The following is a 23,750-nucleotide window of genomic DNA, read 5'->3' on the forward strand; positions in this document are numbered from 1 at the left end:
CGGGGGCCTTAGGGCAGGCGCTCTTCCTCCGTGGCAAGCTCGGGGGGCTCGAGGCTTTGGGGCAGGAGGAGGTTCAGGACCACCCCCACCAGGGCCGCCAGGGCCATGCCGCTCACCTTGAGGGGCACCGCCGCCCCCGCCACCTGGACCGTGCCCAGGTTGGCCACCGCCCCGCCCAGGCCCAGGACCAGGACCGCGGAGACCACGATGAGGTTCCGGCTGTGGGTGAAGTCGATCTCCGCCTCCGCCAGGGTGCGGATGCCGATGGAGGCGATCATCCCGAAAAGGAGCATGGAGATCCCCCCGAGGACCCCTTGGGGCAGGGTCTGGAGGAGGGCGGCGAGCTTGGGGGAGAAGGAGAGGAGGATGGCGAAGAGGGCGGCGATGCGCAGGACCCGGGGATCGTAGACCCGGGTCACCGCCAGCACCCCCGTGTTCTCGGAGTAGGTGGTGTTGGCGGGGCCGCCCAAAAGCCCGGCCAAGGAGGTGGCCAGGCCGTCCCCCAAAAGGGTGCGGTGGAGCCCGGGGCGGGCGAAGAAGTCCTTCCCCACCACCCGGCCGTTCGTCAGGATGTCCCCGATGTGCTCCATGGCCGTCACCAGGGCCACCGGGGCGATGAGGAGGATGGCCCCCCACTCCAGCGTGGCGGGGGTGAAGGCGGGCAGGCCCACCCAAGGGGCCTCCCTAAGGGGGGTGAGGTCCACCCGGCCCAGGAGGAGGGCCGCCAGGTACCCCACCCCCACCCCCACCAGCACGGGGATCATCTGGAAAAGGCCCCGGAAGTACACCGCGCTCACCAGGGCCCCCGCAAAGGTGAAGACGGCGAGGAGCCAGTCCTTGGAGGCCATCTCCACGGCCACCGGGGCCAGGGTCAGGCCGATGACCACGATGACCGGGCCGGTGACGATGGGGGGAAAGACCCTCCGCACCCGCTCGGAGCCGATGAGGAGCACCAATAGGGCCAAAAGGGCGTACACGAGCCCCGCCGCGGCGATGCCCCCTCCAATGGCGCCCAAGGAGAAGCCCGCCTCCTTGGCGGCCAGGATGGGGGCGATGAAGGCGAAGCTGGAGCCCAGGAAGACGGGCACCATGCCCCCCGTCACCCAGTGGAAGACCAGGGTGCCCACCCCCGCGGTGAAGAGGGCCACCGAGGGGTTGAGCCCCGTGAGGAGGGGGACCAAAACCGTGGCGCCGAACATGGCCACCGTGTGCTGGAGGCCCAATAGGAGGAGCCTGGCTTTCATACCAGGGGCATTCTACCAGTGCCCCCCCGCCACCAGGGCCTCGCGGAACCAGGGGGGGATCTCCTTCCCGAAGCGCCTCTCCGCAAAGGCCCGGGCGAAGTCCCCGTACTGGCCTTGGCGGATGGCCTCCCGGGCCCCTTCCGTGAGGCGGTGGAGGAAGCGCAGGTTGTGGAGGGAAAGAAGCACCGCCCCCAGCATCTCCCCGGAGCGCACCAGGTGGGAAAGGTAGGCCCGGCTGAAGGTGCGGCAGGCGTAGCAGTCGCACCCCTCCTCCAGGGGACGGGGGTCTTCCAGGTGGCGGCCCGACTTCAGGTTGAGCCGCCCTTCCGGCACCAGGGCGTAGCCGAAGCGGCCGGTGCGGGTGGGGTAGACGCAGTCAAAGAGGTCCACCCCAAGCCCCATGGCCGCCACCAGGTCCTCCGGGTGGCCCACGCCCATGAGGTAGCGGGGCTTGTCCTCGGGGAGGAGGGCGGTGGAGAGCTCCACCATCCGGAACATGGCCTCCTTGGGCTCGCCCACGGCCAGGCCCCCGATGGCGTAGCCGGGGAGATCAAAGCGGATGGTTTCCAGGGTGGAGCGCCGCCGGAGATCGGCCTCCGTCCCCCCCTGGGCGATGCCGAAAAGGGCCTGGTCGGGGCGGGTCTTGGCCTTGAGGCTCCGCTCCAGCCACCTTAGCGTGCGCTCCAGGGAGGCCTCGAGGTAGGCCCGGCTCGAGGGGTAGGGGGGGCACTCGTCCAGGGCCATGGCGATGTCCGAGCCCAGGGCCTCCTGCACGGCCACGCTCCTTTCGGGGGTGAGCTCCACCAGGTCCCCATTGAGGTGGCTCTGGAAGACCACCCCCTTCTCGTCGATCCGGCGCAGGTGGCCCAGGCTCATCACCTGGAACCCCCCGGAGTCCGTGAGCCAAGGCCCCCGCCAGCCCGCAAACCCGTGGAGCCCCCCCAGGGCCCCGACCCTCTCCGGCCCTGGGCGGAGGAGGAGGTGGTAGGTGTTGGCCAGGAGGATCTGGCTTCCGATTTCCTTGAGGTCCCGGGGCATGAGGCCCTTCACCGAGCCCTGGGTGCCCACGGGCATGAAGAGGGGGGTTTCCACGGGGCCGTGGGGGGTGTGGAGAAGGCCCACCCGGGCCCGGCCCGCCCGGGCGAGGACGCGGAAGGCGAAGGGGTTCATGCGAAGCGCTTTTCTACGTAGTCCTCCACCAGGGCGATGAACTCCTCCGCGATGCGCTCGCCCTTGAGGATGGTGAGGAGCTTGCCGTCGGCGTAGACCGGGGCCTTGGGCTCCTCGCCAGCCCCGGGAAGGGAGATGCCGATGTGGGCGTGTTTGCTCTCTCCAGGGCCATTGACCACGCAGCCCATCACCGCCACCTTGAGCCCCTCCACCCCGGGGTACTTCCGCCGCCACTCCGGGAGCTTGGCCCGGAGGTGGCGGTTCACCTCTAAGGCCAGCTCCTGGAAGAAGGTGCTGGTGGTGCGGCCGCACCCCGGGCAGCTCGTGACCTCGGGGGCGAAGGTGCGGAGGCCCAGGGCCTGGAGGATCTCCTGAGCCACCTCCACCTCCTTGGTCCTGGGCTCCCCAGGGGCGGGGGTGAGGGAGACGCGGATGGTGTCCCCGATGCCCTCCAGGAGGAGGGGAGCCAAGGCGGCGGCGCTGGCCACGATGCCCTTCACCCCCATGCCCGCCTCCGTGAGGCCCAGGTGGAGGGGGGCTCGGGTTCTTTTGGCCAGCTCCCGGTAGGTCCAGAGGAGGTCTTTGGGCTTGGAGACCTTGGCGGAGAGGACGATCTTGTCCTCGGGGAGGCCGAGGGCTAGGGCGGCTTCATAGGAGCGCACCGCGCTCTCCACCAGGGCCTCGAGGACCACCTCCTCCGCGCTCTTGGGCTCGGGGCGCCGGGCGTTTTGGTCCATGAGCTCGGTGAGGAGGGCGGGGTCCAGGCTTCCCCAGTTGGCCCCGATGCGGATGGGTTTCCCCAGGTCCTTGGCGATCCGGACCATCTCCCGGAAGTTCTCGTCCTTGTGGCTCCCCCGGCCCATGGTGCCCGGGTTGATGCGGAGCTTGTCCAGGGCCTGGGCCATCTCTGGGTATTTCCGCAGGAGGAGGTGGCCGTTGAAGTGGAAGTCCCCCACCAGGGGCACCTCCGCGCCCGCCTCCAGAAGGCGCCTTCGGATCTCGGGCACCGCCTTGGCCGCCTCCTCGTCGTTCACCGTGAGGCGGACGATCTCGCTGCCCGCCCGGTGGAGCTCCAGGATCTGGGCCACCGTGGCGGGGATGTCCGCGGTGGGGGTGTTGGTCATGGACTGCACGGCGATGGGATGGCCGCCCCCGATGGGGACCCGGCCCACCCAGACCGTGGGGGTCTTGCGCCTCATCCTTTCCATCCTACCCCGGGAAGCGGGGAAGACTGAAGTTTGGGCAGGCTTCCCCATGGGGTTGGGAAGAAACGGCCCGCCGGACCTTTCCTTAGGGGCTTAGAGCTCCATGCCCATGATGTGGTAGCCCGCGTCCACGTAGACCACCTCCCCGGTGATCCCGCTCCCCAAGGGGGAGAGGAGGAAAAGCCCCAGGTTCCCCACCTCCTCCTGGGTCACGTTCCGCTTCAAGGGAGCTACTTGTTCCACCCGCTCGTACATCTTGGTGAAGCCGGGGATGCTCCTTGCGGCCACGGTGCGCACCGGCCCTGCGGAGATGGCGTTCACCCGCACCCCCTTGGGCCCAAGCTCGTAGGCCAGGTAGCGGACGCTGGCCTCGAGGGCCGCCTTGGCGATGGCCATGACGTTGTACTTGGGCACCACCTTCTCGCTGGCGTAGTAGGTGAGGGTGACGAGGCCCCCCCCTTCCCGGAAAAGCGCCTCCGCCCGCTTGGCCACCGCCACCAGGGAGTAGGCGGAGACCTCGAGGGCGAGAAGCCAGTCCTCCCGCCTGGTGTCCAGGTACCGCCCCTCCATGGCCTCCCTGGGGGCGAAGGCGATGGCGTGGACCAGGTAGTCCAGGTGCCCCCAGGCCTCCTTAAGCCCCCCGAAGAGGGCGTCCAGCTCCGCGTCCTGGGTCACGTCCGCCTGGAAGAGGAGGGCCCCCCCGAGCTCCTCCGCAAGCTTTTCCGCCTCGGGGCGGATCCTCTCCCCCTGATAGCTTAGGGCCAGCTCGGCCCCCGCCTCCTTGAGCTTCTTGGCGATGGCAAAGCCCAGGCTCCGCTGGTTGGTGACCCCCATGACGAGGGCTTTCTTGCCCGAAAGGTCCACGGTGAGCATGGGGGGATTATACCCGGGCGTAGAATGGGGGCATCATGGTGAACCTGGAAGCCTACGGCTCCTGGGAGGAAGCCTTGGGCCGGCTTGGGGAAAGCCGGAGGGCACTCCTCGCCCTTTTAGAAGAGGCCCCTTCTTCCTGGCTTGCCCGCCCCTTGCGGGAAGGGGCCTGGACCCCTTTGATGGTGACGGAGCACATCGCCCTGGTGGAGGACTCCACCGCCCGCGTCCTCCGCCGGCTTCGGCGGGTGCGCCTGGGGGAGGCCCTGCCCCCGCCCCCAGCGGTGCGGGGGGAGTTCAAGGACGGCAAGCCCCAGGCCCCAGAAGGGGTTAGGCCCAAGGGGGGCTTGGGGCTAGGGGAGGTCCTGGCCCTTCTGGAAAGGGCTAGGGCCTTCCTCCTGGAGGAGGCGGCCCAGGCCGACCCCCACCACCCCGCCGCCTTCCCCCACCCCTTCTTTGGAGAGCTCACCGCCTTGGGCTGGCTCCGGGCCGCGGCCTACCACGAGGCCCACCACCTGGGCCAGCTCCAGGAGGGTCTAAAGGGGCTACGGTCTAGCACGCCATAAACCGCCTAATAAAGGTATGCAGGCTTTTGGGTAAACCAAGGCTTGCATCAAAAAAGGAGGGTAGAGTATAGTATTTCCAACCCCTAGAATGGGGTACCTAAATGTACGGAGGTCAGCCTATGAAGAACAAGGCGCTGATGGTGGGTCTTCTTGTAGGCTTGGGGGGGCCTTCTGGCCTCCTGTGGGGGTGGTGGGGGGCCTGTGAACGACGCCTCCGTGGGCACCTACAACTACGGGGGTAGCACCCCGGGTCTAGCGGTGATCTTCTCCGGTGTCTTCAACGCCGTTTCTTCCCCGGACGGGCAGGAACTTAGGGTGAAGGATGCCCAGGGGAATGTTGTCCTTCGGTGCCGATATTTTGATCAAGCAGGGCCGTTGACCCGAGTCCATTTCGATTCGAGAATCTCCCCTCAAGCCGGAACCTATACGGTGGAGGTGGACCTACCCGGAGGTGGGACCTTCACCAAGGTGGTGCAGGTCAATCCTTCGCAAATCCTTCCTCAACCCGGCTCTGTGAACCTCACCGCTACCCAGAACACGGCCACCATCACCTGGAATCCTGTCCAGGGGGCTCAGAGTTATTTCGCAGAAATTTGGCAGGTAGACAACAACGGTAACCTTTTGACGTTTGTGGCTGGTCAGTACACTACTGGTACAAGCATGCAGTTTTCCACCCTTGACCTAGCTCCAGAACAGGCCTATCGGGCTCGGGTTTTTGCATTCAATGCTGACGCTACCCGCCGGCCCACCACGGTTCCCGCGCAGTTTAGCATTTCCCAGCGCCTAAGCTCCGCCTTTACCGTGACCTCCCTCGGCACCCTCCAGCTCCTAGACCTACCTCAGGGGGACGGGGTGGACGGGGGCGGCCAGCACTAAGGGCAGCTGAACCCTGGGGCGGGCCTTAAGGCCCGCCCTTTTCCTTTCGGTACTCCTCTAGAAAGGCGTTCAGCGCCGCCGGGGAAACCCCCCGGATGGCCCGCCTTTTCCCTTCCCACTCCACCACCACCCCGGCGGTGGGGCTTCCCACCAGGGCCTCCACCACCTTGGCCGCTTCCAGGTCTTCCCGCACGTTCACGAAGGTGTAGGGCACCCCCTTCTGCGCCAGGAACATCTTGACGATCTCGCAGGGACCGCAGCCGGGCACGCCGTAGACCCGCACCATACCCCCATAGGGTAGCATGGGCGCCTTCCTGCGTCCAGGAAGGAACGGGTAAAGTAGCCCCATGCGCCTGGTGGACCGCCACCCTGAGGTGGACCTGGACCTTCTCCTCAAGGGCTTCGTCCCCCCGCCCCGCTTTGGGGGGGCCACCTTTGACCGCTACCGTCCGGACCCCCGCTACCCTTCCCAGGCCCTGGCCAAGGAGCGCCTGCGACGCTGGGTCCACGACCGCCCCAAGGGGCTTTTCCGGCCCCGCCTCCCCGGGCCCCAGGGGGTCTATCTGGACGGGGGCTTCGGGGTGGGGAAGACCCACCTCCTGGTGGCGGCCTACCTCGAGGCCCCCGGCCCCAAGGCCTTCCTCACCTTTGAGGAGCTCACCTACGCCCTGGGCCTCATGGGCCTGAGGGAAGGCGCCCGGCGCTTCGCCGCCCTCCGCTACCTCTTCATCGACGAGTTTGAGCTGGACGACCCCGGCAACGCCCAGATGGCCACCCACTTCCTGGCCCTGGTCATGGACCGGGGGGTGCGGGTGGCCACCACCTCCAACACCCCCCCAGGGGCCTTAGGGGAAGGGCGATTCAACGCCGAGCAGTTCCGCCACCAGATCCAAAGCCTCGCCCGCCGCTTCGCCGTGGAGCGGATAGAGGGGGAGGACTTCCGCCACCGCGACCCCGGCCGCCTCCCCCGCCCCTTGGAGGAGGGAACCCTACTTGGGCTTTTTCAGAAAGACCCCAGGCGAAAGAGCCTGGACGCCTTTCCCGAGCTCCTCGCCCACCTCCGGGCCCTCCACCCCATCCGCTACCGCTACCTCTTCCAGGGCTTGGAGGTGGTCTACCTCACGGGCCTCGCCCCCATAGGGGACCAGAACGACGCCCTGCGCTTCGTGCACTTCCTGGACCAGCTCTATAACCTGGGCCTGGAGCTCCGGCTTTCCGGGGTACCCTTAGAGGCCCTTTTCCCCGAAACCTACCGCCACGGCCCCTTCGCCAAGAAGTACGGGCGGGCGCTCTCGCGGCTGGCCGAGCTTTTGGGGTAGCATGGGGCCATGGACCTAGCAGAGAGGCTCGGCGAGCTGGCCCAGGCCCTCTCCCAGGCCAGCGCCGCGGTGGGGGTGCTGGAGGCCATAGAGGAGGTCTTGGACGAGTACGAGGACGGGGAGCTTTCCCTGGAGGAGGCTATGGAGGAGATCCAGGGGCTGGTGGAGGAGTTCCAGGCCATCCGGGCCCTCTCGGAGATGACCCCGGAGGAGATCATGGCCATGGCCCAGGAGGAGGAGGACGAGGGGCTTAGGTCCTGATGAAGGTCATTGCCCTGGTTCTGGACTCCGTGGGGCTCGGCTACCTCCCGGACGCCCCCCTTTTCGGGGACGAGGGGGCGGACACCCTGGACCACACCCTCCTGAAGACCGGGGTGGAGCTTCCCCACTTGGCCTCTTTGGGCCTCGGCTGGGTGCCCGGGGTGCACACCCTGCCCCGCCCAAAGCCCCAGGGGGCCTTTGGCCGCATGCGGGAGGTGAACCCGGGCAAGGACACCACCACCGGCCACTTTGAGTTCGTGGGGGTCCACCTGGAAAGGCCCTTCCGCACCTACCCCGAGGGCTTCCCGGAAGAGCTCCTTAGGGCCTGGGCCGAGGCCGCAGGGGTAGGGGGGTGGCTCCTGAACCGCCCCTACTCCGGCACCGAGGCCATCAAGGACTACGGGGAGGCCCACCTGAAGACCGGCTTCCCCATCGTCTACACCTCCGCGGACAGCGTCTTCCAGGTGGCGGCGCACGTGGAGGTGATCCCGCCGGAGGAGCTTTACCGCATCTCGGAGGTGGCCCGGGCGCTCCTTAGGGGGGAGCACCAGGTGGCCCGGGTCATCGCCCGGCCCTTTGCCGGGAGCCCAGGGGCCTTTTACCGCCGGGAGGACCTCCGGCGGGACTTCGCCCTGGAGCCCCCCAGGAACGTCCTGGACCTCCTCGTGGAGGGGGGCCTCGAGGTCATCGGGGTGGGGAAGATCCCCGACATCTACGCCCACCGGGGCTTCACCCGCGAGGTGAAGACGGCGGACAACAAGGACGGCCTGGAGAAGACCCTGGCCCTCATGAAAGAGCCCTTCCGGGGCCTCCTCTTCACCAACCTGGTGGACTTTGACGCCAAGTACGGCCACCGGCGCGACCCCCAGGGCTACGCCCGGGCCCTAAAGGAGCTTGACGCCTTCCTGCCCAGGCTCCTCGAGGCCCTGGGCCCAGAGGACCACCTCTTTCTGGTCTCCGACCACGGCAACGACCCCACCTTCTTCGGCACGGACCACACCCGGGAGTACGGGATGCTCCTCTGGGTGGGGCCGGGGGTGGAGGGGGACCTGGGCACCCGGGAGACCTTCGCCGACCTGGGGGCCACCTGGGCCCGGCTTTTTGGCCTTTCCTGGGACGGCCCTGGGAAAAGCCTGGTCTAGCCATGCCCGTGACCTGGCGCGACCTCCTGGACATCTTCCTGGTGGCCCTCCTCCTCTACACCCTCTACCGGCTCATGGTGGGCACCCGGGCCCTCAACCTGGTCCGGGGGGTTTTGGTCTACCTCCTGGTCTGGTTTATCGCAAGCCTCCTTGGGCTTTCCACCCTCTCCTGGCTTCTGGGGAACGCGGCCACCCTGGGGGCCTTCGCCCTCATCGTGGTCTTCCAGCCCGAGCTAAGGGCCTTCTTGGAGCGGCTTGGGCGGGGGCAGCGCTTTTCCTCAGGCCCCTTGGCCCTGGAAGAGCTCCTCCTCGGCCTCTCCCGGCTTTCGGAAAAGCGCCGGGGGGCCCTCATCGCCCTAGAGAGACGCACCCCCTTGGGGGAGTACGCGGTGAGCGGGGAGATCCTGGACGCCCGGCTTTCCGCCCGGCTTCTGGAAACGCTTTTTTACCCCGGCACCCCCCTCCACGACGGGGGGGCCATCCTCCGGGGGGAGCGGCTTTTCGCTGCGGGGTGCGTCTTCCCCATCTCCGAAAGCCAGATCGGCCTGGGCACCCGGCACCGGGCCGCCCTGGGCCTGTCCGAGGTTTCGGACGCTCTGGTCATCGTGGTAAGCGAGGAGACGGGGGCCATCCGGGTGGCCGAGGGGGGGCGGCTTTCCCCGCCTTTGAGCCTCGAGGCCCTGCGGGAGCGGCTCAAGGGGGTGGCCCGTGCGTGAGCTCCTCGGCTTCCTCCTCGCCCTGCTGGCTGCGGTGTTGATCTGGAACTCCATCAGGGAGAGGGCCCCGGTGGTGGAGCGGGCCCTTTCCGTGCCCCTCACCGTGGTGGGGCTTTCCCCGGAGCAGGTGGCCGAGGGGGTGCCCAAGGAGGTCCTCCTCCGCCTGCGGGGCCCCGCCCCCCTGGTGGAGGGGGCCTCCCCGCCGGTTTCCGCTTACCTGGACCTCTCCGGGACGGAGGGGGGCTTCGCCCGGGAGGTGCGGGTGGCCGTGCCCCAGGGGGTGGAGGTGCTGGAGGTGCGCCCGGCCCGGGTGGAGGGCCGGGTGGAGGCCATCCTGGAACGCCAGCTTCCCGTGGAGGTCCTGGCCCAGGGGGCCTGGGTGGTGGTGGAGCCCCTCCTGGTCCAGGCCCGGGGGCCCAGGAGCCAGGTGGAGGCCGCGGTGGCCGCGGTGGGCCTGGACCTGGGGGGGGAGACGGTCCCCCTCACCGCCTTCGGTCCCGAAGGCCCCCTCCCTGGGGTGACCCTGATCCCGGGGTCGGTGCGGGTCCTGGAAAGGCGGGAGGCCCTTTTCCTGAAGGAGGTGCCGGTGGTCTTCCGGCCCCCTTCGGGCCTCAAGGTGCAGGACTTCACCCCTAGAAGGGTGCGGGTGGTGGGGCCCAAGGAGGCCCTAGAGGGCCTGGAGGAGGTGGAGGCCCTGCCCCCAGGGGGCTTCCGGCCGGGGGAGGTGGAGGGCCCCTGGACCCTCCGCCTGCCCGCTGGGGTCTACCCGGTGGGGGGTGTGGTGGGAAGGGTGCGGCTTGCGCTAGAATGAACCGGATGATCTACCCCATCCGCCTCTACGGGGACCCGGTCCTGCGCAAAAAGGCCCGGCCGGTGGAGGATTTCACCCGGGTGAAGCGCCTGGCGGAGGACATGCTGGAAACCATGTTTGAGGCCCGGGGCGTGGGCCTTGCCGCCCCCCAGATCGGGCTTTCGGAGCGCCTTTTCGTGGCGGTGGAGTACGCGGACGAGCCCGAGGAGGAGGAAAGGCCCCTACGGGACCTGGTGCGCCGGGTCTACGTGGTGGCGAACCCGGTGATCACCCACCGGGAGGGCCTGGTGGAGGGCACGGAGGGGTGCCTTTCCCTGCCCGGCCTTTACTCCGAAGAGGTGCCCCGGGCGGAGCGCATCCGGGTGGAGTACCAGGACGAGGAGGGGGAAAAGCGCGCGCTGGAGCTGGAGGGGTACATGGCCCGGGTCTTCCAGCACGAGATAGACCACCTGGAGGGGGTCCTCTTCTTTGAGCGCCTCCCTAAGCCCAAGCGGGAGGCCTTCCTGGAGGAGAACCGCGCGGAGCTTGCCCGCTTCCAGAGGGAGGCCAGGGCCTTCCTAAAGGAGCTTGCCGGGCGATGAGGGTGGCCTTTTTCGGCACGCCCCAGTGGGCGGTGCCCGTCCTGGAAGCCCTCCACGCCCACCACCCCGTGGTCCTGGTGGTGACCCAGCCCGACAAGCCCAAGGGCCGGGGCCTAAAGCCCACCCCGAGCCCCGTGGCGGAGCGGGCGGAGGCCCTGGGGCTTCCCGTCCTCAAGCCCGAGCGCCTAAAAGGGAACCAGGCCTTCCTCCAGGCCTTCAAAGAGGCCGCCCCCGAGGTGGCCGTCACCGCCGCCTACGGCAAGATCCTCCCCAAGGAGGTCCTGGAGGTCCCCCCCTACGGCTTCCTCAACCTCCACCCCTCCCTCCTCCCCAAGTACCGGGGCCCGGCCCCCGTGCAGTGGGCCCTCATCCGGGGGGAGAAGGAGACGGGGGTGTCCATCATGAAGACGGAGGAGGGCCTGGACACCGGGCCCCTCTACGCGGTCTATCGCACGGAGATCGGCCCCGAGGAGGACGCGGTGGCCCTTTCCGAGCGGCTTCGGGATAAGGGGATAGAGCTCCTTCTGGAGGTCCTGGAGAAGCTGCCCCACCTCACCCCCACCCCCCAGGAGGGGGAGCCCTCCTACGCCCCCCTCCTCACCAAGGAGGAGGGGCGGATCCGCTTTTCCGAAAGCGCGGAGGCCATCTACAACCGCCACCGGGGGGTGCAACCCTGGCCGGGGAGTTACTTCTTCCACGGGGGAAAGCGGGTCCAGGTCTTGGCCCTGCGCCCGGAGCCCGGAGAGGGGGTTCCCGGGGTGGTCCTGGGGGTGGACCGGGAAGGGGTGCTGGTGGGGACGGGGAAGGGGCTCGTCCGCCTCCTCACCGTGAAGCCCGAGGGGCGGAGGCCCATGCCCGCGGCGGACTGGGCCCGGGGGTATGGGGTGGGCCCGGGCACGCGGCTAGAATAGGGGCGGGTGGCGTCCCCGAGGCGTTTAGGCGCCCTCCCCGTAGCTTGGGGGCCAAGCTTCGGTGGGGTATTTAAAACTCCTCGTCCCACTCCACGATGGTCTCGCTGGTGAGGGTGGTGGAGGGAAGCCTCTCCGCGGTGGGGGCCACCTCCGCCCCCCGCTCCTTCAGGAGGCCGAACTGGGCGGCGATGCCCCTAAGCCCCGCGGTGGCCAGGACCACCACCAAAAAGACGCTGAACCCCCAGGCCAGGTAGGGCACCAACCCCTCGCCGATGGAGAGGTAGGTGAGGAGGCCCATCCAGGGCAGGCCCCCGTAGCTGGCCATGAGAGAGCCGAAGTAGGAGAGCCCTTCCGCGAGGATGGGGAGGAAGAGGAAGAGGAAGGCCAGGGCCAGGAGGTTCCAGTAGACGTTCCGCCCCCCGAAGGTGAGCCGGATGAGGTAGAGGGGGAAGAAGGCCAGCACCCCCACCAGCAGGAAGAACACGGCCCGGGGGATACCGGTCAAGAGGAGGACCAGGTTGCTTTGGAGGACGTGCCAGAGGCCCAGCGTGTCCCCGAAGAGCCGCTCCTCCGCCTCTTGGACCTCCGCCAGGAGCACCGCCAGGTCCACGGTGCGCAGGGCGGGGGCCGCGCTCAGGTGCTGGAAGAGCCGGTCCAGCCTCGAGGCCACGTCCGGGGCGTAGCTCTCCACCAGGGGCATCACCTTAAGCCGGTAGCGGCTGTAGGCGTAGTTGACGTAAAGCCGGGCCCGCTCGCTCTGCCCGGCCTGGGTGTAGAGCTGGGCCTGGGCCACGGCGCTCCGCACCTCGTCCAGGGTGGGCAGCCATTCCACCAAGGAGGGGTAGCCCAGGGTGGCCAGGACCTTGCCCACCTTGGCCTGCACCTCGGGGTCCACGCGGAGGAAGGAGACCTCTTCCCTGAGCCCCTCCGGGAGGTCCTCGGCGGGCAGGGGTAGGGCGGGAGAGGGGGTGGATGGGGCGGGACTAGGGGATGCGGAGGGGGGTTGGCTTGGGGGGGTGGCGGCCTGGGGTTGCGGGCTTGAAGGCGCGGAGGTCTGGGGCTGGGGCTTGGGGCTTGGCTGGAGGCCCTTCCGCCAGGCCAGGGTTTTCTCCCTCAAGGCGGCCACCTCCGCCCGGAAGGGTTCCCCCCCGGAGACCTTGGCCAGGGCCTGGACGAAGTCTTGGGCCTTGAGGGTGCTCTGGGGGCTGTCCTGGATCACCAGGTAGCGGGCGTAGGCCCGGGCCAGGGCCAGGTAGGCCTCGGGCCTCGAGGCAGCGCTCAGGGAGCGGCCCAGATCCTCGGCCATGGCCTGGAGGTAGTGGGCCTCCAGGAGGCGGCGCGCCCCTTCGGGGGGGAGGGAGCGGACCCCCTGCACCAGGGGTTGGGGCAGGCCCGTGGCCCGGGCCAGGCGCCCGAGGAGGGCCGCCCTTTCCTCCCCCGTACCGCTTAAGAATCCGTCCAGGAGGGCCTTGCCCAAGAGGTGGCGCACCAGGAGGAGACGGGCCTCGAGGTCCGCCCGGCTCTTCCGGAGAAGGGCCTGCCGGGCCTCCTGCAGGTTCAAAAGGGCCGCGTCCCGCAGGACAGGGGGCAAGACCTCCCCCTCCTGCCTTAGAAGGCTTTGGGCCTGCTCCAAAGCGGGAAGGGCTTGGTTTTGGGCCTCGATCCGCACCTGGCCCAGGGCGCTTTCCAGGCGATCGTAAAGCTCAGGCAGGGGTGCGGCCAGGGCCAGGGCCAGCCAAAGGAAGAGCGCTACGCCTCGTTTCATCCGCCAACCTCCGTGGGCGTGGTGATCCGCCTCAGGGCGTGGAGCAAACGGCCGATGTTGGCCTCCTTGCGGGCCATGACCCCCACATACCCCCCTTCCAGGGGCCTGAGGGCCACGAGCCCCTGGGGCAGAAGGGCGTAGAAGGCGCGGTAGCCTTGCCTTCCCAAAAGGAAGTGCACGGCCTCAAAAGGCGGGGCCTCTCCGGCGAGGAGCTCCTCCCGCCCCCTCTGGCCCACCACCACCACCCCCAAAACCCCCTCCAGCCGGGCCAGGCGGCGGGCCAGGGCGTGGCGCGCCTCGGGGTTTTCCAGGTCCACCACCTCCGGGGGGAGGTTTGCCTCCTCTTCCTCTTCCGCTTCCTCTTCGGCCACCTGGGGGGCCAGGGCCTTCAGCTCCCCGATGAGGCGCTTGAGCTCCCGGGGCATCTCCCTGAAAGGCAGAAGAGCTTTAAGCTCCTGCCATAGCGGGCCTTCCAGAAACCGGGCCCATTCCCAAGGCGAGGAGGGAAGGGGCCCCTTAGCGGCTTTCAGGAGCAGGTTTCTCGCCGCTTGGGGGGAAAGATACCGGGTCAGGATTTCCAAAACGGCCTCTTCCATAGGCTTGGGGCTTGCCAATTCACCCTCTAGAGTGTACCATAACCGTTGGCCCGAGGGTTCGGGCCCCTTCCGCTGGGGTGTCGTCTAACGGCAGGACAGCGGACTCTGGATCCGCCGGTCGTGGTTCGAGTCCACGCACCCCAGCCAAAACCCGGCCCCATCGACTAGCGGTTAGGTCACCGCCCTTTCAAGGCGGCGGCGGGGGTTCGAATCCCCCTGGGGTCACCAAACGGTCCGAGCCGCACCGCGGCCCCATCGTCTAGAGGCCTAGGACACGGCCCTCTCAAGGCCGAGACGGGGGTTCGAATCCCCCTGGGGTCACCAGCGCGGCTCGGATCGGCTTTTCCCTTGACGCTTCCTCCCTTTTCCGGCAAACTGGACCTGCTGATACCCCCTCCTGGTATATGGGGGTGTAGGGTGATGGATAGGAGGGAACCATGGAGTTTACCCTGACCGGTCTGGCGGGCGGCGCCCAAAGCGAGGAGCGGTACGACGTGGTCATCATCGGTGGGGGGCCTGCGGGTCTCACCGCGGGGATTTACACGGGCCGGGGCGGGCTCAAGACCGTCATCGTGGAAAAGGGCCTGCCCGGGGGGCAGATCGCCCAGACGGACGAGGTGGAGAACTACCCTGGCTTCCCCGAGGGCATCTCCGGCCCCGAGCTGGCGAGCCGCATGGTGCAGCAGGCGGAGAAGTTCGGGGCCAAGATCGTCATGGATGAGGTCCTGGGGGTGGAGAAGTCGGAGGAGGGCTTTCTGGTGCGGGGGTTTGAGCGGAACTACCCCGCCCGGGCGGTGATCATCGCCACCGGGGCCACCCCCAGGAAGCTCGGGGTTCCCGGGGAGGAGCGGTTTTACGGCCGGGGGGTTTCCACCTGCGCCACCTGCGACGGGTTCTTCTACCGGGACAAAGAGGTGGTGGTGGTGGGCGGGGGGGACGCGGCGGTGGAGGAGGGGCTGTTCCTCACCAAGTTCGCCCGCAAGGTGACCCTGGTCCACCGCCGGGACGAGCTTAGGGCCAACAAGGTGGCCCAGGCCCGGGCCTTCCAGAACCCCAAGATGCACTTCCTCTTTTCCCACATCGTCACCGAGGTGCTGGGGGAGGAGAACGTCACCGGGGTGCGCCTCAAGAACCTGAAGACGGGGGAGGAGTACGTCTACCCCACGGACGGGGTCTTCGTCTTCATCGGCCACGAGCCCAACACCGCCTTCCTCAAGGGGGTGGTGGAGCTCAGGCCCGACGGCTACATCGCGGTGCGGGACGAGGTCTTCACCTCCGTGCCCGGGATCTTCGCCGCGGGGGACGTGGCGGACCCCATTTACCGCCAGCTCACCACCAGCGTGGGGGCGGGCACCCGGGCGGCCATGATGGCCGAGCGCTACCTCTCGGGGCACGGGGAGGCGGTGCACGCGGGTTAAGTACCCCACCGCAGCGAACGCTTTGGTGGGGGCGTGAACCCCTTTTCCCATCCCAGGTGGGGCGCTGTCCTGGAAGGGTTAAGCTGGCCCTACCCCTTCTCCGGCGCTGGGCGGGGGTGGCCCTTGCCCTCCTCCTGGGCTCCGGTTCGGCCCAGGTCCTCTACCTCCCCCTGGACGACCGCCCACCCAACTGGGGCCCCTGCCGCTACGGCCTGGTCCTTTGCCCGCCCAGGGCCTCCTACCGGGGTCCTCAAGGGGCGGACCTCCCTCTCCTTCGGGCTTGGCTCCTCTCCACCCCCGGGGAGGCCCTGGTGGGGAGCCTGGACGCCCTGGCCTACGGGGGGCTTCTCCAAAGCCGCCACCTTCCCCTCCCCCCGGAGGACGCCTTGGCCCGGCTGGGGCCCCTCCTCTCCTGGAAGGCGCGGTATGGGGGACGGCTTTACCTCTATGGGGTCATCCCCCGCTGGGACGCCACCCAGAGGGGCAGGAACCTGGAGGTCCTCCGGGGGGTGGCCTCCTTTGGGGGCCTCGGGGGGGTCTACCTCGAGGCCTCCTGGGACGACGCGGTGCAGCGTTCCCCGGCCCTGGCGGAGGCCCGCCGCCTCCCGTACCCCACCCGTCCCGGGGCGGACGAGGCGGGGCAGGTCCTCCTCCTCCGGGCCTTAAGGCCGGGGCTTAAGGTGGCCGTGGCCTACGAGGACCCCGCCCTGGCCGGGCGGACCACCCCGTATGAGGGCCTCCCCCTCGCGGAGACGGTGGCCCGGCTTTTGGCAAGCGCCGGGGCGGAGGCCGTGCCCCTTTCTGAGGGCCCGGATCTGGTCCTTTACCTCTACGGGGGGCTTAACCCCAGGAAGGCCCTTCTGGACCTCCTCCGCCTCATGGGGGGGCACCGGGTGGCCCTGGCGGACCTATCCCGGGTGAACCGGGGCGACCCTCGGCTGGCGGAAGGCCTGCTCGCCCTGGGGCTTTTCCCCCGCCTGGCCGCCTACGCCGCCTGGGGCACCCCGGCCAACAACCTGGGAAGCGCCCTGGCCCAGGGGGGGCTTTTCCTGGGAGACGAGGAGGGGCGAAAGGCGCGGCTCTTTGAGGCCTACTTCGCCTACTGGTGGGGGGAAGTGGGGCGGCCTTGGGTCAGGGCCCGCTTTCCCGAGCCCCTTCCCGAGGAAGCCAGGGAGGCCGCCCGGCTCTTCCAGCCCGTGCCCTGGGAAGGGGGGGTCTTGGAGCTTTCCGCCCTGGCCTTCCCCTGGGGCCGGAGCTTTGAGGCGGAAGGGGCGCTCTCCTGGCGTCCCCTGCCCGGGGAAAGGCCAAGCCCTTAGGTGGGCTCCTCCTCCAAGGGGGCCTGGCGGAGCCCCGCCTTCCACTCCAACCCCGCCCAGATGAAGGGCTCCAGGTCCCCATCCAGGACGTTTTGGGGATCGTGGCGCATGAGGCCCGTGCGGTGGTCCTTCACGTACTGCTTGTCCAGGACGTAGCTCCGGATCTGGCTTCCCCACTCAATGGGCCGCACCTCGCCCCGAAGCTTCCTCAGTTCCTCCTGCTTCTTCCGCCACTCCAGCTCAAAAAGCCGGGAGCGGAGGACCTTCAGGGCCAGCTCCTTGTTCTTGATCTGGCTCCTCGTGGTCTGGCAGGTGACGGTGATCCCCGTGGGCAGGTGGACGATGCGCACCGCGCTGTCCGTGGTGTTCACCCCCTGGCCCCCGTGGCCCTGGGAGCGGAAGACGTCGATCCTGAGGTCCTCCGGGCGGATGACCACCTCCACGCTGCTGTCCACCTCGGGCATGACCTCCACCCCGGCGAAGGAGGTGTGGCGGCGGCCCGAGGCGTCAAAGGGGGAGGGGCGGACCAGGCGGTGGACCCCGGCCTCGGGGGCCAGGAGGCCGTAGGCGTTCTCCCCCCGGACGATGATCTGGGCGTAGTCAATCCCCGCCTCCGCGCCCGGGGTGATGTCCACCACCTCCACCTGGAACCCCTTCCGCTCGGCGAAGCGGGTGTACATCCTTAAGAGCATCTCCGCCCAGTCGCAGGCCTCCGTGCCCCCGGCCCCCGGCTGGATGGTGAGGATGGCGTTCTTCTCCGCGTGGGGGAAGGCGAGGAGGGTTTCGTGGTAAAGCTCCTCCACCTTCCGCCCCACTTCCTCTAGCTCCGGGGCCAGGGCCTCCCGCTCCTCCGGGGGAAGCTCCTCGTAGAGCTCCAAAAGCCCCTGGAGGTCGTCCTTAAGGCCCCGGTAGGTCTCCACCACCCGCCTTAGGCGGGCGGCCTCCTGGCTCACCCTTCTCGCCTCCTCGGGGTTCTGCCAGAGGCTCGGGTCTTCCAGGCGGGGTTCCAGTTCCTTTAGGCGGGCTTCCTTGCCGGGGATGTCAAAGATACCCCCGGAGGTTTTCCAGGCGTTCGCTGAGGAGCTTCAGGTCCATACCCTTCCCAGTATAGGGGTGGGGAGGTCTGGGCACAAGCACCCTTGAAGGAACTGCGCTCAGGTTATATGATAAAGAAGCTATGGAGCTGGAGAAGCTGGCCGCTGGCCTCAAGGACACCTACCCGGAGGGGGTGGTGGGCGAGCGGGAAAGCCTGGTCGCCCTCCTGGTGGCGAGGGGGTACCCCCACCCCCAGGCCCAGGAGCTGGCCCGGGCCCTCGAGGCCCAGGGGTACGCCCACTTCCTGCCCGGGGAACGGCCCCGCTGGGCCTTCACCCGCCGTCCGGTGGACCTTAAGGCCCTCATGCGGGCCCTGGACCGGGAGTACGCGGAGTTCGTGGGGGAAGGGGACGAGGAGGAGGAGGCCCTGGCCTTCCTCGCGGCCCGCCTGGAAGGGGATCGGGAGGTGGCCAAGGAGGTGCTGGAGGCCTTGAGGAGCGCGGGCTACGTGGAAAGGGCCTACAGCCCCGAGCTCCTCAGGGACCGCTTCTTCTTCCGCTTCCCGGAGGCCCTTCGCCTTTGGGCCTAGTTCAGTCTGCGGCCAGGCTAGGGGCCTGCGCTTCCAGGTGGACCCGGGCCCCCAGGGCCCGGAGCTTGCCCTCCAGGTCCTCGTACCCCCGTTCCAGGAAGTACACCCCTTCCATCTCCGTGGTGCCCTCCGCGCTTAAGGCGGCCACCAGGAGGCCACCCCCGGCGCGGATGTCCAGGGCCTTCACCTGGGCCCCGTGGAGCTTTTTGCCGTTCACCATGAGGAGCCGGTCCCGGAGGTAGAGCTCCGCCCCCATGCGGGCCAGCTCCCCCACGTGGGTGAAGCGGTCGGGGTAGACCCGGTCCATAACGGTGCTCTGCCCGGGCACCGTGGCCAGGTAGGCGGTGACGATGGGCTGGAGGTCGGTGGGGAAGCCCGGGTACTCCCGGGCCTCCACATGCAGGGGCTCGGGGGTGGGGGTGGCGGTGAGGCGCACCCAGTCCTTTCCGGTGGCGATGCGGTGCCCGGACTGGGCCAGCTTGTCCAGAAGGGCGTCCAGGTGGTCGGGGCGGACCTCGGTGAGGGTCACCTCCCCGCGGGTGGCCGCGGCGGCCAGGAGGTAGGTGCCGGCCTCGATGCGGTCGGGGATGATGCGGTAGGTCCCGCCCCCAAGCCGCTTGGCCCCCTTCACGTGGAGGATGGGGCTCCCGAGGCCCCGGATCTCCACCCCGAGAAGGGTGAGGAAACGGCCCAGGTCCTCCACCTCCGGCTCCACCGCCGCCTGGACCAGGGTGCCCTCCCCCTCCAGGGCCAGGGCCAGGAGGGCCTGCTCCGTCCCCCCCACCGTGGGCAGGTCAAAGACCACCCGCCCCCCCAAGGGCCCCTTTCGGCGGGCGTAGAAGGTGTGCCCTTCCTCCACCACCTCCGCCCCCAGGGCCCTCAGGGCCTTCACGTGCTGGTCCACGGGCCGGGCCCCGAAGGCGCACCCCCCGGGCCAGGAGACCCGCCCCTCCCCGGCCCGGGCCAGGAGGGCCCCCCAGACGATGAAGCTGGCCCGCATCTGGCCCACCAGCTCGTAGGGGGCCTCGAGGCGCTTGAGTTCGGGGGTGTGGAGGTGGAGGGCCCGCCCTTCCCACTCGTACCGGGTGCCCAGGTGGGCCAGAAGTTCCAGCATCACCTCCACGTCCCTTAGCCTCGGCACCTCCAGGAGGGTGACGGGCTCCTCCGTGAGCAGGGAGGCCGCCAGGATGGGCAGGGCGGCGTTCTTGGCGGGGTAGATCCGCACCTCGCCCTTAAGCGGGGCCCCTCCTTCCACCCGCAGCACCTTACTCTCCATGCCCCCCTCCCCGGTGCATCCTCCACACCTTAATCAAGGTGAGCATAAGGAGCAAGATGCGCATTGTCAACCGGTGGGGGCTCTGCTACACTAACCCCCAAGAGGAGGTATGCCCAAGAAGGAAAAAAAGCGGCTTCAGGTGGTCATCTCCGAGGAGCAGGACGCCCTTTTGACCCGGGCGGCCTATGAGCTCTCCAGCCCGGAGCGGCTGGTGTCCAAGTCGGAGGTGGTGCGCCTGGCCATAGAGAAGATCGCCCGGGAGCTGGAGGAGGGTAAGGCCGACCTGGCCGAGCTCTTAAAGAAACTGGAGCCCGAAGAGTAGAATGCCCCCCGTGCGGCTGGCCGGGCGGTACCGCCTCGAGGCCCCCCTGGGTTCAGGGGGCATGGCGGAGGTCTACCGGGCGGTGGACGAGCGCCTGGGGCGCAAGGTGGCGGTGAAGCTCCTCCACCCCCAGGCCCTCCCCCCCGACCGGGAGCGTTTCTTCCTGGAGGTCAGGGCCCTTTCCCGCCTCTTCCACCCGGGGATCGTCCAGGTGCTGGACCTGGGGGAGGAGGAGGGGCGGCCCTTCTTCGTCATGGAGCTGGTGGAGGGGGGGCCTTTTGACCGGCTCGGGCCCTTTGAGGAGGGGCCGGAGGGGGAAAGGATCCTGGAGGCCGCCGCCAAGGTCATGGAGGCCCTGGCCCACCTCCACGCCCAGGGGATCCTCCACCGGGACCTCACCCCCAAGAACATCCTCCTCACCCCCGAGGGCCACCCCAAGGTCATGGACTTCGGCCTGGCCTACCTCCTCCGGGAAAGCCGCCACCTCACCCGCACCGGCTACACCCTGGGCACCCCCCACTACATGGCCCCCGAGCAGGCCAAGGGCCTCCCCCTTTCCCCCAAGGCGGACCTCTACAGCCTGGGGGCGGTCCTCTACCGCACCCTCACCGGCCGCCCCCCTTTTGAGGGGGAGAACGACCAGGCGGTGCTCTTCCAGCACGTCTACGAGGAGCCGAGGCGCCCCGAGGCCCTGAACCCCGCCGTTCCCAAGCCCGTGGCCGAGGCGGTTTTGGCCCTTCTCGCCAAGCACCCCGAAGAGCGGCCCGACCACCCGGGGCTTTTCCGCTCGGCCCTCCAGGCCTTCCAGGCCCTGCGCCTGGCCACCCCAAGGGGCGGGGCCGGCCGCTCCGGCCACTACCCCTTCGCCCCCGACCCCAGGCGCCTGGCCCTCAAGGCCACCCTGGACCTAGGGGGGGAGGTGGCCTGGCCGGGGGAGATGGTCTACGCGGAGGGGCGGGTCTACGTGGGGGCGGGCCGGGGCCTGGCCGAGGTGGACCTCCTGCGCCACGAGGCGCGGCGCTACCCCCTTAAGGAGGAGGTCACCGCCCCCCCCGTGGTGCGGGACGGGGTGTACGTGGGGGCCTGGGACGGGCGGTTTTACCGCTTCCGGGGCGCGGCCTCCGACTGGAGCCTGGCCACGGGGGCGGAGATCACCGCCGGGGGGCTCCTTCTGGGGGAGCGGGTCTACGTGGCCAGCCGGGACGGCACCCTTTCCGCCTACCAGAGGGGGGAGCTCCTCTTCCGCTTCCGCGCCGGGGGGCACCTCTCCGCCACCCCCACCTTCTACCGGGGCCTCCTCTTCGTGGGGAGCGAGGACGGCTGGCTCTACGCCCTGGACCCGGACACGGGGGCCCTGCGCTACCGGGTGAGGACCGGGCCCATCCACGCCCCGGTGGCCGCCCATGGGGGCCTGCTCTTCATCCCCACCTGGACCGGGGAGGTCTACGCCTTTGACCCCCTGTCCCGGGAGACCCTTTGGAACGCGGAGGGGGTGGGGGAGATCTGGGGGGGGCTGGCGGTGGACGGGGGGCGGGTGTACGTGGCGGGCTGGGACGGGGTCCTAAGGGCCCTGGAGGCCAGGACCGGGGAGGAGGTCTTTAGCCTCGAGGTGGGGAAGGTGACCGCGGGGCTTTCCGCCGCGGGGGGGCACGTCTACGTAGCCACGGAGGAGGGGCGCTTCCTGGCGGTGGACGCCCGGGGCCAGGTGGTCTTCGAGGCCACGGGCCTGGGGCCGGTCCAGGTGCCCCCCCTGCCCCTTCCCCAAGAGGTCCTGGTGGTGAACCTTTCCGGGCGGCTTTACCGCTTCGGCATGTAGCATGGGGGTATGGAGGCCATCCGCACGGACCGGGCCCCCGAGGCCATCGGCCCCTACAGCCAGGCGGTGCGGGCCGGGGGGCTCCTCTTCGTCTCCGGCCAGATCCCCCTGACCCCGGAAGGCGTCCTGGTGGAGGGGGATATCCGCCAGCAGACGGAGCGGGTCATGGAGAACCTGAAGGCCATCCTCGAGGCCGCGGGTTCGGGGCTAGACCGGGTGGTCCAGACCGCCTGCTTCCTGGCGGACATGGAGGACTTCCCCGCCTTCAACGAGGTCTACGCCCGCTACTTCGCCCCGCCCTACCCCGCCCGGGCCACGGTGGCCGTGAAGGCCCTCCCCCGGGGGGTTAGGGTGGAGGTGGCCTGCATCGCCCTGGCGGAGTAGGCGCGTAGAATGGGGGCATGGCGGAGCTGGCCCCCGTGGCGCTGGAAGACCTTTTAGAGCGTTTTCAAAAGGGAGACGTGCGCGCCCTGGCCCGGGCCCTCACCCTGGTGGAGGCGGGCCACCCCCTGGGGCAGGCCCTCCTCAAGGCCCTAAGGGGCCGGGGCCGGGCCAAGGTGGTGGGGGTCACGGGAAGCCCCGGGGCGGGGAAGAGCACCCTCACGGACCGGCTCATCCTGGAGGCCCGAAAGCGGGGGGAGCGGGTGGGGGTCCTGGCCGTGGACCCCTCCAGCCCCTTCACCGGAGGGGCCATCCTGGGGGACCGGATCCGCATGATGCGCCACCACCAGGACCCCGGGGTCTACATCCGCTCCCTGGCCTCCCGCGGGGCCCTAGGGGGCCTGGCGGGGGCCACGGTGGCCGCCTTAAGCCTCCTGGAGGCCTTTGGCTTTGAGCGCATCTTCGTGGAGACCGTGGGGGTGGGGCAGAGCGAGGTGGACATCGCCCGGGTGGCGGACACCACCCTTCTCGTCCTCACCCCGGCGGCGGGGGATGCGGTCCAGGCCTTCAAGGCGGGGGTGATGGAGATCGCCGACCTCTTCGCGGTGAACAAGTTTGACCTGCCCGGCGGGGAGAGGATCATCCAGGAGCTGAAAAGCGCCCTGGAGCTGGCCCCGCCCCGCCCTGGGGGGTGGCGCCCCCCCATCTACCCCACGGTGGCCGCCACGGGGGAGGGGGTGGAGGCGCTCTTTGAGGGCCTTGAGGCCCACCACCAGCACCTCCTGGCCCATGGCCTTCTGGAGGGCCACCGGCTGGAGCGGGCCCGGTTTGAGGTGGAAAGCGTCATCCAGGAGTGGGGTCGGAGGAGGACCCAAGACGCCAAGGAGCTGGTGGCCCAGGTGGCCCAGGGGCTCCTTTCCCCGGAGGAGGCGGCTTTGCGCCTACTTAAAGCGGAGGAGCGCCCGCTTTAGCATCTCCCGCTCGTTGGCGTAGGAGAGGCGGCGGAGGGCCTCCTCCACCGGCAGGAAGAAGGCGGCCTCCACCTCGGAAAGCTGGGGCCTGGGCTCCCCGCCCCGGTAGGCCATGAGGAAGTAGTGCACCTCCTTGGCCACCGTGACCGGGGTCCCCTCGTCCCGGATGGTGAAGTAGTAGCGCACCTTCCCCAAGGGGGCCAGGACCGCGGCCTCCACCCCGGTTTCCTCCCGCACCTCCCGCACCGCGGTCTCCGGGTAGCGTTCCCCGGGCTCCACCTGGCCCTTGGGCAGGGTGACCACCCGGCCCCCCCTAAGGGTCACCACCAGGACCTCCGGGGGGCTCCCCCGGAGCACCACCCCCCCGGCGGAGACCACCCGCTTGGTGGCCGGCCGTTTTCCCTTGGGGGCCAGGTTCTTGCGCAAGGTTGCCTCCAACAAAAAAGGGCGCCCGCAGGCGCCCCCAAGGACCCGAAAAGGGGAGAGGCAGCGTCTTGACTCCTTAGAAAGGAGGTGATCCAGCCGCACCTTCCGGTACAGCTACCTTGTTACGACTTCGCCCCAGTCACGAGCCCTACCCTGGGCGCCTCCCT

25 protein-coding genes, 3 tRNA genes and 1 rRNA gene are annotated in these 23,750 nt (G+C 69.3%); 18 read left to right on the forward strand and 11 right to left on the reverse strand.

What is annotated here, in order from left to right; translation table 11 throughout:
• Positions 1-8: 8 nt before the first annotated feature.
• From B043_RS0104050 to B043_RS0104065, 4 genes are all read right to left on the reverse strand, one after another.
• Complete coding sequence (locus B043_RS0104050) at positions 9-1,244, reverse strand: uracil-xanthine permease family protein (protein WP_018461038.1); 1,236 nt, start codon at positions 1,242-1,244, stop codon at positions 9-11.
• Positions 1,245-1,256: 12 nt separating this feature from the next.
• A complete protein-coding gene (gene tgt / locus B043_RS0104055; protein WP_018461039.1) occupies positions 1,257-2,414 on the reverse strand; it encodes a tRNA guanosine(34) transglycosylase Tgt in 1,158 nt (385 codons plus the stop codon).
• On the reverse strand, positions 2,411-3,613 hold the full coding sequence (gene ispG / locus B043_RS0104060; RefSeq protein ID WP_018461040.1) for a flavodoxin-dependent (E)-4-hydroxy-3-methylbut-2-enyl-diphosphate synthase: 1,203 nt from the start codon (positions 3,611-3,613) through the stop codon (positions 2,411-2,413). Before ispG ends, tgt begins: the two co-directional genes overlap by 4 nt.
• Before the next feature lie 99 nt (positions 3,614-3,712).
• On the reverse strand, positions 3,713-4,492 hold the full coding sequence (locus B043_RS0104065; protein ID WP_018461041.1) for an enoyl-ACP reductase FabI: 780 nt from the start codon (positions 4,490-4,492) through the stop codon (positions 3,713-3,715).
• A 35-nt stretch (positions 4,493-4,527) separates the two neighbouring features.
• On the opposite strand from B043_RS0104065, the gene B043_RS0104070 reads away from it, so the two are divergent.
• A complete protein-coding gene (locus B043_RS0104070; RefSeq protein ID WP_018461042.1) occupies positions 4,528-5,055 on the forward strand; it encodes a DinB family protein in 528 nt (175 codons plus the stop codon).
• A 901-nt stretch (positions 5,056-5,956) separates the two neighbouring features.
• Here B043_RS0104070 and B043_RS0104075 read toward each other — a convergent pair.
• Complete coding sequence (locus tag B043_RS0104075) at positions 5,957-6,217, reverse strand: glutaredoxin family protein (RefSeq protein ID WP_018461044.1); 261 nt, start codon at positions 6,215-6,217, stop codon at positions 5,957-5,959.
• A gap of 61 nt (positions 6,218-6,278) precedes the next feature.
• Between B043_RS0104075 and zapE the strand changes: the two genes are divergently transcribed.
• The 7 genes from zapE to fmt are packed head-to-tail and all read left to right on the forward strand — an operon-like array spanning position 6,279 to position 11,672.
• A complete protein-coding gene (gene zapE / locus B043_RS0104080) occupies positions 6,279-7,250 on the forward strand; it encodes a cell division protein ZapE (RefSeq protein WP_018461045.1) in 972 nt (323 codons plus the stop codon).
• 9 nt (positions 7,251-7,259) lie between these two features.
• The gene (locus B043_RS0104085) at positions 7,260-7,511 is read left to right on the forward strand and encodes a hypothetical protein (protein ID WP_016328492.1); all 252 of its coding nucleotides are present in this window, start codon (positions 7,260-7,262) and stop codon (positions 7,509-7,511) included.
• Positions 7,511-8,653, forward strand: coding sequence for a phosphopentomutase (locus tag B043_RS0104090; protein ID WP_016328493.1), 1,143 nt, complete (start codon positions 7,511-7,513; stop codon positions 8,651-8,653). Before B043_RS0104085 ends, B043_RS0104090 begins: the two co-directional genes overlap by 1 nt.
• 2 nt (positions 8,654-8,655) lie before the next feature.
• Entirely contained in the window at positions 8,656-9,369 is a 714-nt protein-coding gene (cdaA, locus tag B043_RS0104095; protein WP_016328494.1) for a diadenylate cyclase CdaA, read from the forward strand.
• Positions 9,362-10,180 (forward strand): CdaR family protein, encoded by an 819-nt coding sequence (locus tag B043_RS0104100; protein ID WP_018461046.1) that lies wholly within the window; start codon positions 9,362-9,364, stop codon positions 10,178-10,180. The genes cdaA and B043_RS0104100 overlap by 8 nt, the downstream gene beginning before the upstream one ends.
• Positions 10,181-10,185: 5 nt before the next feature.
• A complete protein-coding gene (def, locus tag B043_RS0104105; protein WP_018461047.1) occupies positions 10,186-10,761 on the forward strand; it encodes a peptide deformylase in 576 nt (191 codons plus the stop codon).
• Positions 10,758-11,672, forward strand: a complete 915-nt coding sequence (fmt, locus tag B043_RS0104110) for a methionyl-tRNA formyltransferase (protein ID WP_018461048.1) — start codon at positions 10,758-10,760, stop codon at positions 11,670-11,672. The genes def and fmt overlap by 4 nt, the downstream gene beginning before the upstream one ends.
• Positions 11,673-11,742: 70 nt before the next feature.
• Here fmt and B043_RS0104115 read toward each other — a convergent pair whose 3' ends face one another.
• Positions 11,743-13,437, reverse strand: coding sequence for a hypothetical protein (locus B043_RS0104115; RefSeq protein WP_018461049.1), 1,695 nt, complete (start codon positions 13,435-13,437; stop codon positions 11,743-11,745).
• Entirely contained in the window at positions 13,434-13,862 is a 429-nt protein-coding gene (locus B043_RS0104120) for a hypothetical protein (protein ID WP_245538871.1), read from the reverse strand. Before B043_RS0104120 ends, B043_RS0104115 begins: the two co-directional genes overlap by 4 nt.
• A 244-nt stretch (positions 13,863-14,106) precedes the next feature.
• Between B043_RS0104120 and B043_RS0104125 the strand changes: the two genes are divergently transcribed.
• The 5 genes from B043_RS0104125 to B043_RS0104145 all read left to right on the forward strand — a co-directional run bounded on the left by B043_RS0104125 (position 14,107) and on the right by B043_RS0104145 (position 16,767).
• Positions 14,107-14,180 (forward strand) — tRNA-Gln (locus tag B043_RS0104125).
• Between the two features lie 6 nt (positions 14,181-14,186).
• Positions 14,187-14,261, forward strand: a tRNA-Glu gene (locus B043_RS0104130).
• 20 nt (positions 14,262-14,281) lie between these two features.
• Positions 14,282-14,357 (forward strand) — tRNA-Glu (locus tag B043_RS0104135).
• A 113-nt stretch (positions 14,358-14,470) separates the two neighbouring features.
• Positions 14,471-15,451 carry a thioredoxin-disulfide reductase gene (gene trxB / locus B043_RS0104140; RefSeq protein ID WP_018461050.1) on the forward strand — a complete coding sequence of 327 codons (981 nt, stop codon included), beginning with the start codon at positions 14,471-14,473 and terminating at the stop codon, positions 15,449-15,451.
• A 116-nt stretch (positions 15,452-15,567) separates the two neighbouring features.
• Complete coding sequence (locus B043_RS0104145) at positions 15,568-16,767, forward strand: DUF4127 family protein (protein ID WP_038036791.1); 1,200 nt, start codon at positions 15,568-15,570, stop codon at positions 16,765-16,767.
• On the opposite strand, the gene prfB is transcribed toward B043_RS0104145, so the two are convergent.
• Positions 16,764-17,862 (reverse strand): peptide chain release factor 2 gene (prfB, locus tag B043_RS0104150; protein ID WP_016328502.1). Its coding sequence is split into 2 segments (ribosomal slippage): positions 16,764-17,810 and positions 17,812-17,862, totalling 1,098 coding nucleotides; the frame shifts between segments, so codons are not numbered across the junction. The genes B043_RS0104145 and prfB overlap by 4 nt on opposite strands.
• An 82-nt stretch (positions 17,863-17,944) precedes the next feature.
• On the opposite strand from prfB, the gene B043_RS0104155 reads away from it, so the two are divergent.
• Positions 17,945-18,391 (forward strand): hypothetical protein, encoded by a 447-nt coding sequence (locus B043_RS0104155; RefSeq protein ID WP_018461053.1) that lies wholly within the window; start codon positions 17,945-17,947, stop codon positions 18,389-18,391.
• Position 18,392: 1 nt separating this feature from the next.
• On the opposite strand, the gene murA is transcribed toward B043_RS0104155, so the two are convergent.
• Complete coding sequence (murA, locus tag B043_RS0104160) at positions 18,393-19,667, reverse strand: UDP-N-acetylglucosamine 1-carboxyvinyltransferase (RefSeq protein WP_018461054.1); 1,275 nt, start codon at positions 19,665-19,667, stop codon at positions 18,393-18,395.
• 109 nt (positions 19,668-19,776) lie between these two features.
• On the opposite strand from murA, the gene B043_RS0104165 reads away from it, so the two are divergent.
• The 4 genes from B043_RS0104165 to meaB are packed head-to-tail and all read left to right on the forward strand — an operon-like array spanning position 19,777 to position 23,157.
• Complete coding sequence (locus B043_RS0104165) at positions 19,777-19,989, forward strand: hypothetical protein (RefSeq protein WP_016328505.1); 213 nt, start codon at positions 19,777-19,779, stop codon at positions 19,987-19,989.
• Position 19,990: 1 nt separating this feature from the next.
• Positions 19,991-21,805 carry a serine/threonine-protein kinase gene (locus B043_RS0104170; RefSeq protein WP_018461055.1) on the forward strand — a complete coding sequence of 605 codons (1,815 nt, stop codon included), beginning with the start codon at positions 19,991-19,993 and terminating at the stop codon, positions 21,803-21,805.
• A gap of 9 nt (positions 21,806-21,814) precedes the next feature.
• Complete coding sequence (locus tag B043_RS0104175) at positions 21,815-22,189, forward strand: RidA family protein (protein WP_018461056.1); 375 nt, start codon at positions 21,815-21,817, stop codon at positions 22,187-22,189.
• A 17-nt stretch (positions 22,190-22,206) separates the two neighbouring features.
• Positions 22,207-23,157: a methylmalonyl Co-A mutase-associated GTPase MeaB gene (gene meaB, locus B043_RS0104180; protein WP_016328508.1), complete on the forward strand. Its 951-nt coding sequence runs from the start codon at positions 22,207-22,209 to the stop codon at positions 23,155-23,157.
• Here meaB and B043_RS0104185 read toward each other — a convergent pair.
• Both B043_RS0104185 and B043_RS0104190 read right to left on the reverse strand, forming a co-directional pair.
• Positions 23,128-23,583: an NUDIX hydrolase gene (locus B043_RS0104185; protein ID WP_016328509.1), complete on the reverse strand. Its 456-nt coding sequence runs from the start codon at positions 23,581-23,583 to the stop codon at positions 23,128-23,130. The two genes, meaB and B043_RS0104185, sit on opposite strands and share 30 nt — an antisense overlap.
• Before the next feature lie 80 nt (positions 23,584-23,663).
• Positions 23,664-23,750: ribosomal RNA gene (locus tag B043_RS0104190) — 16S ribosomal RNA — on the reverse strand; the annotation flags it as partial.

The sequence above is a fragment of the Thermus oshimai DSM 12092 genome (genome assembly GCF_000373145.1).
In the GTDB taxonomy this organism is placed as follows: domain Bacteria; phylum Deinococcota; class Deinococci; order Deinococcales; family Thermaceae; genus Thermus; species Thermus oshimai.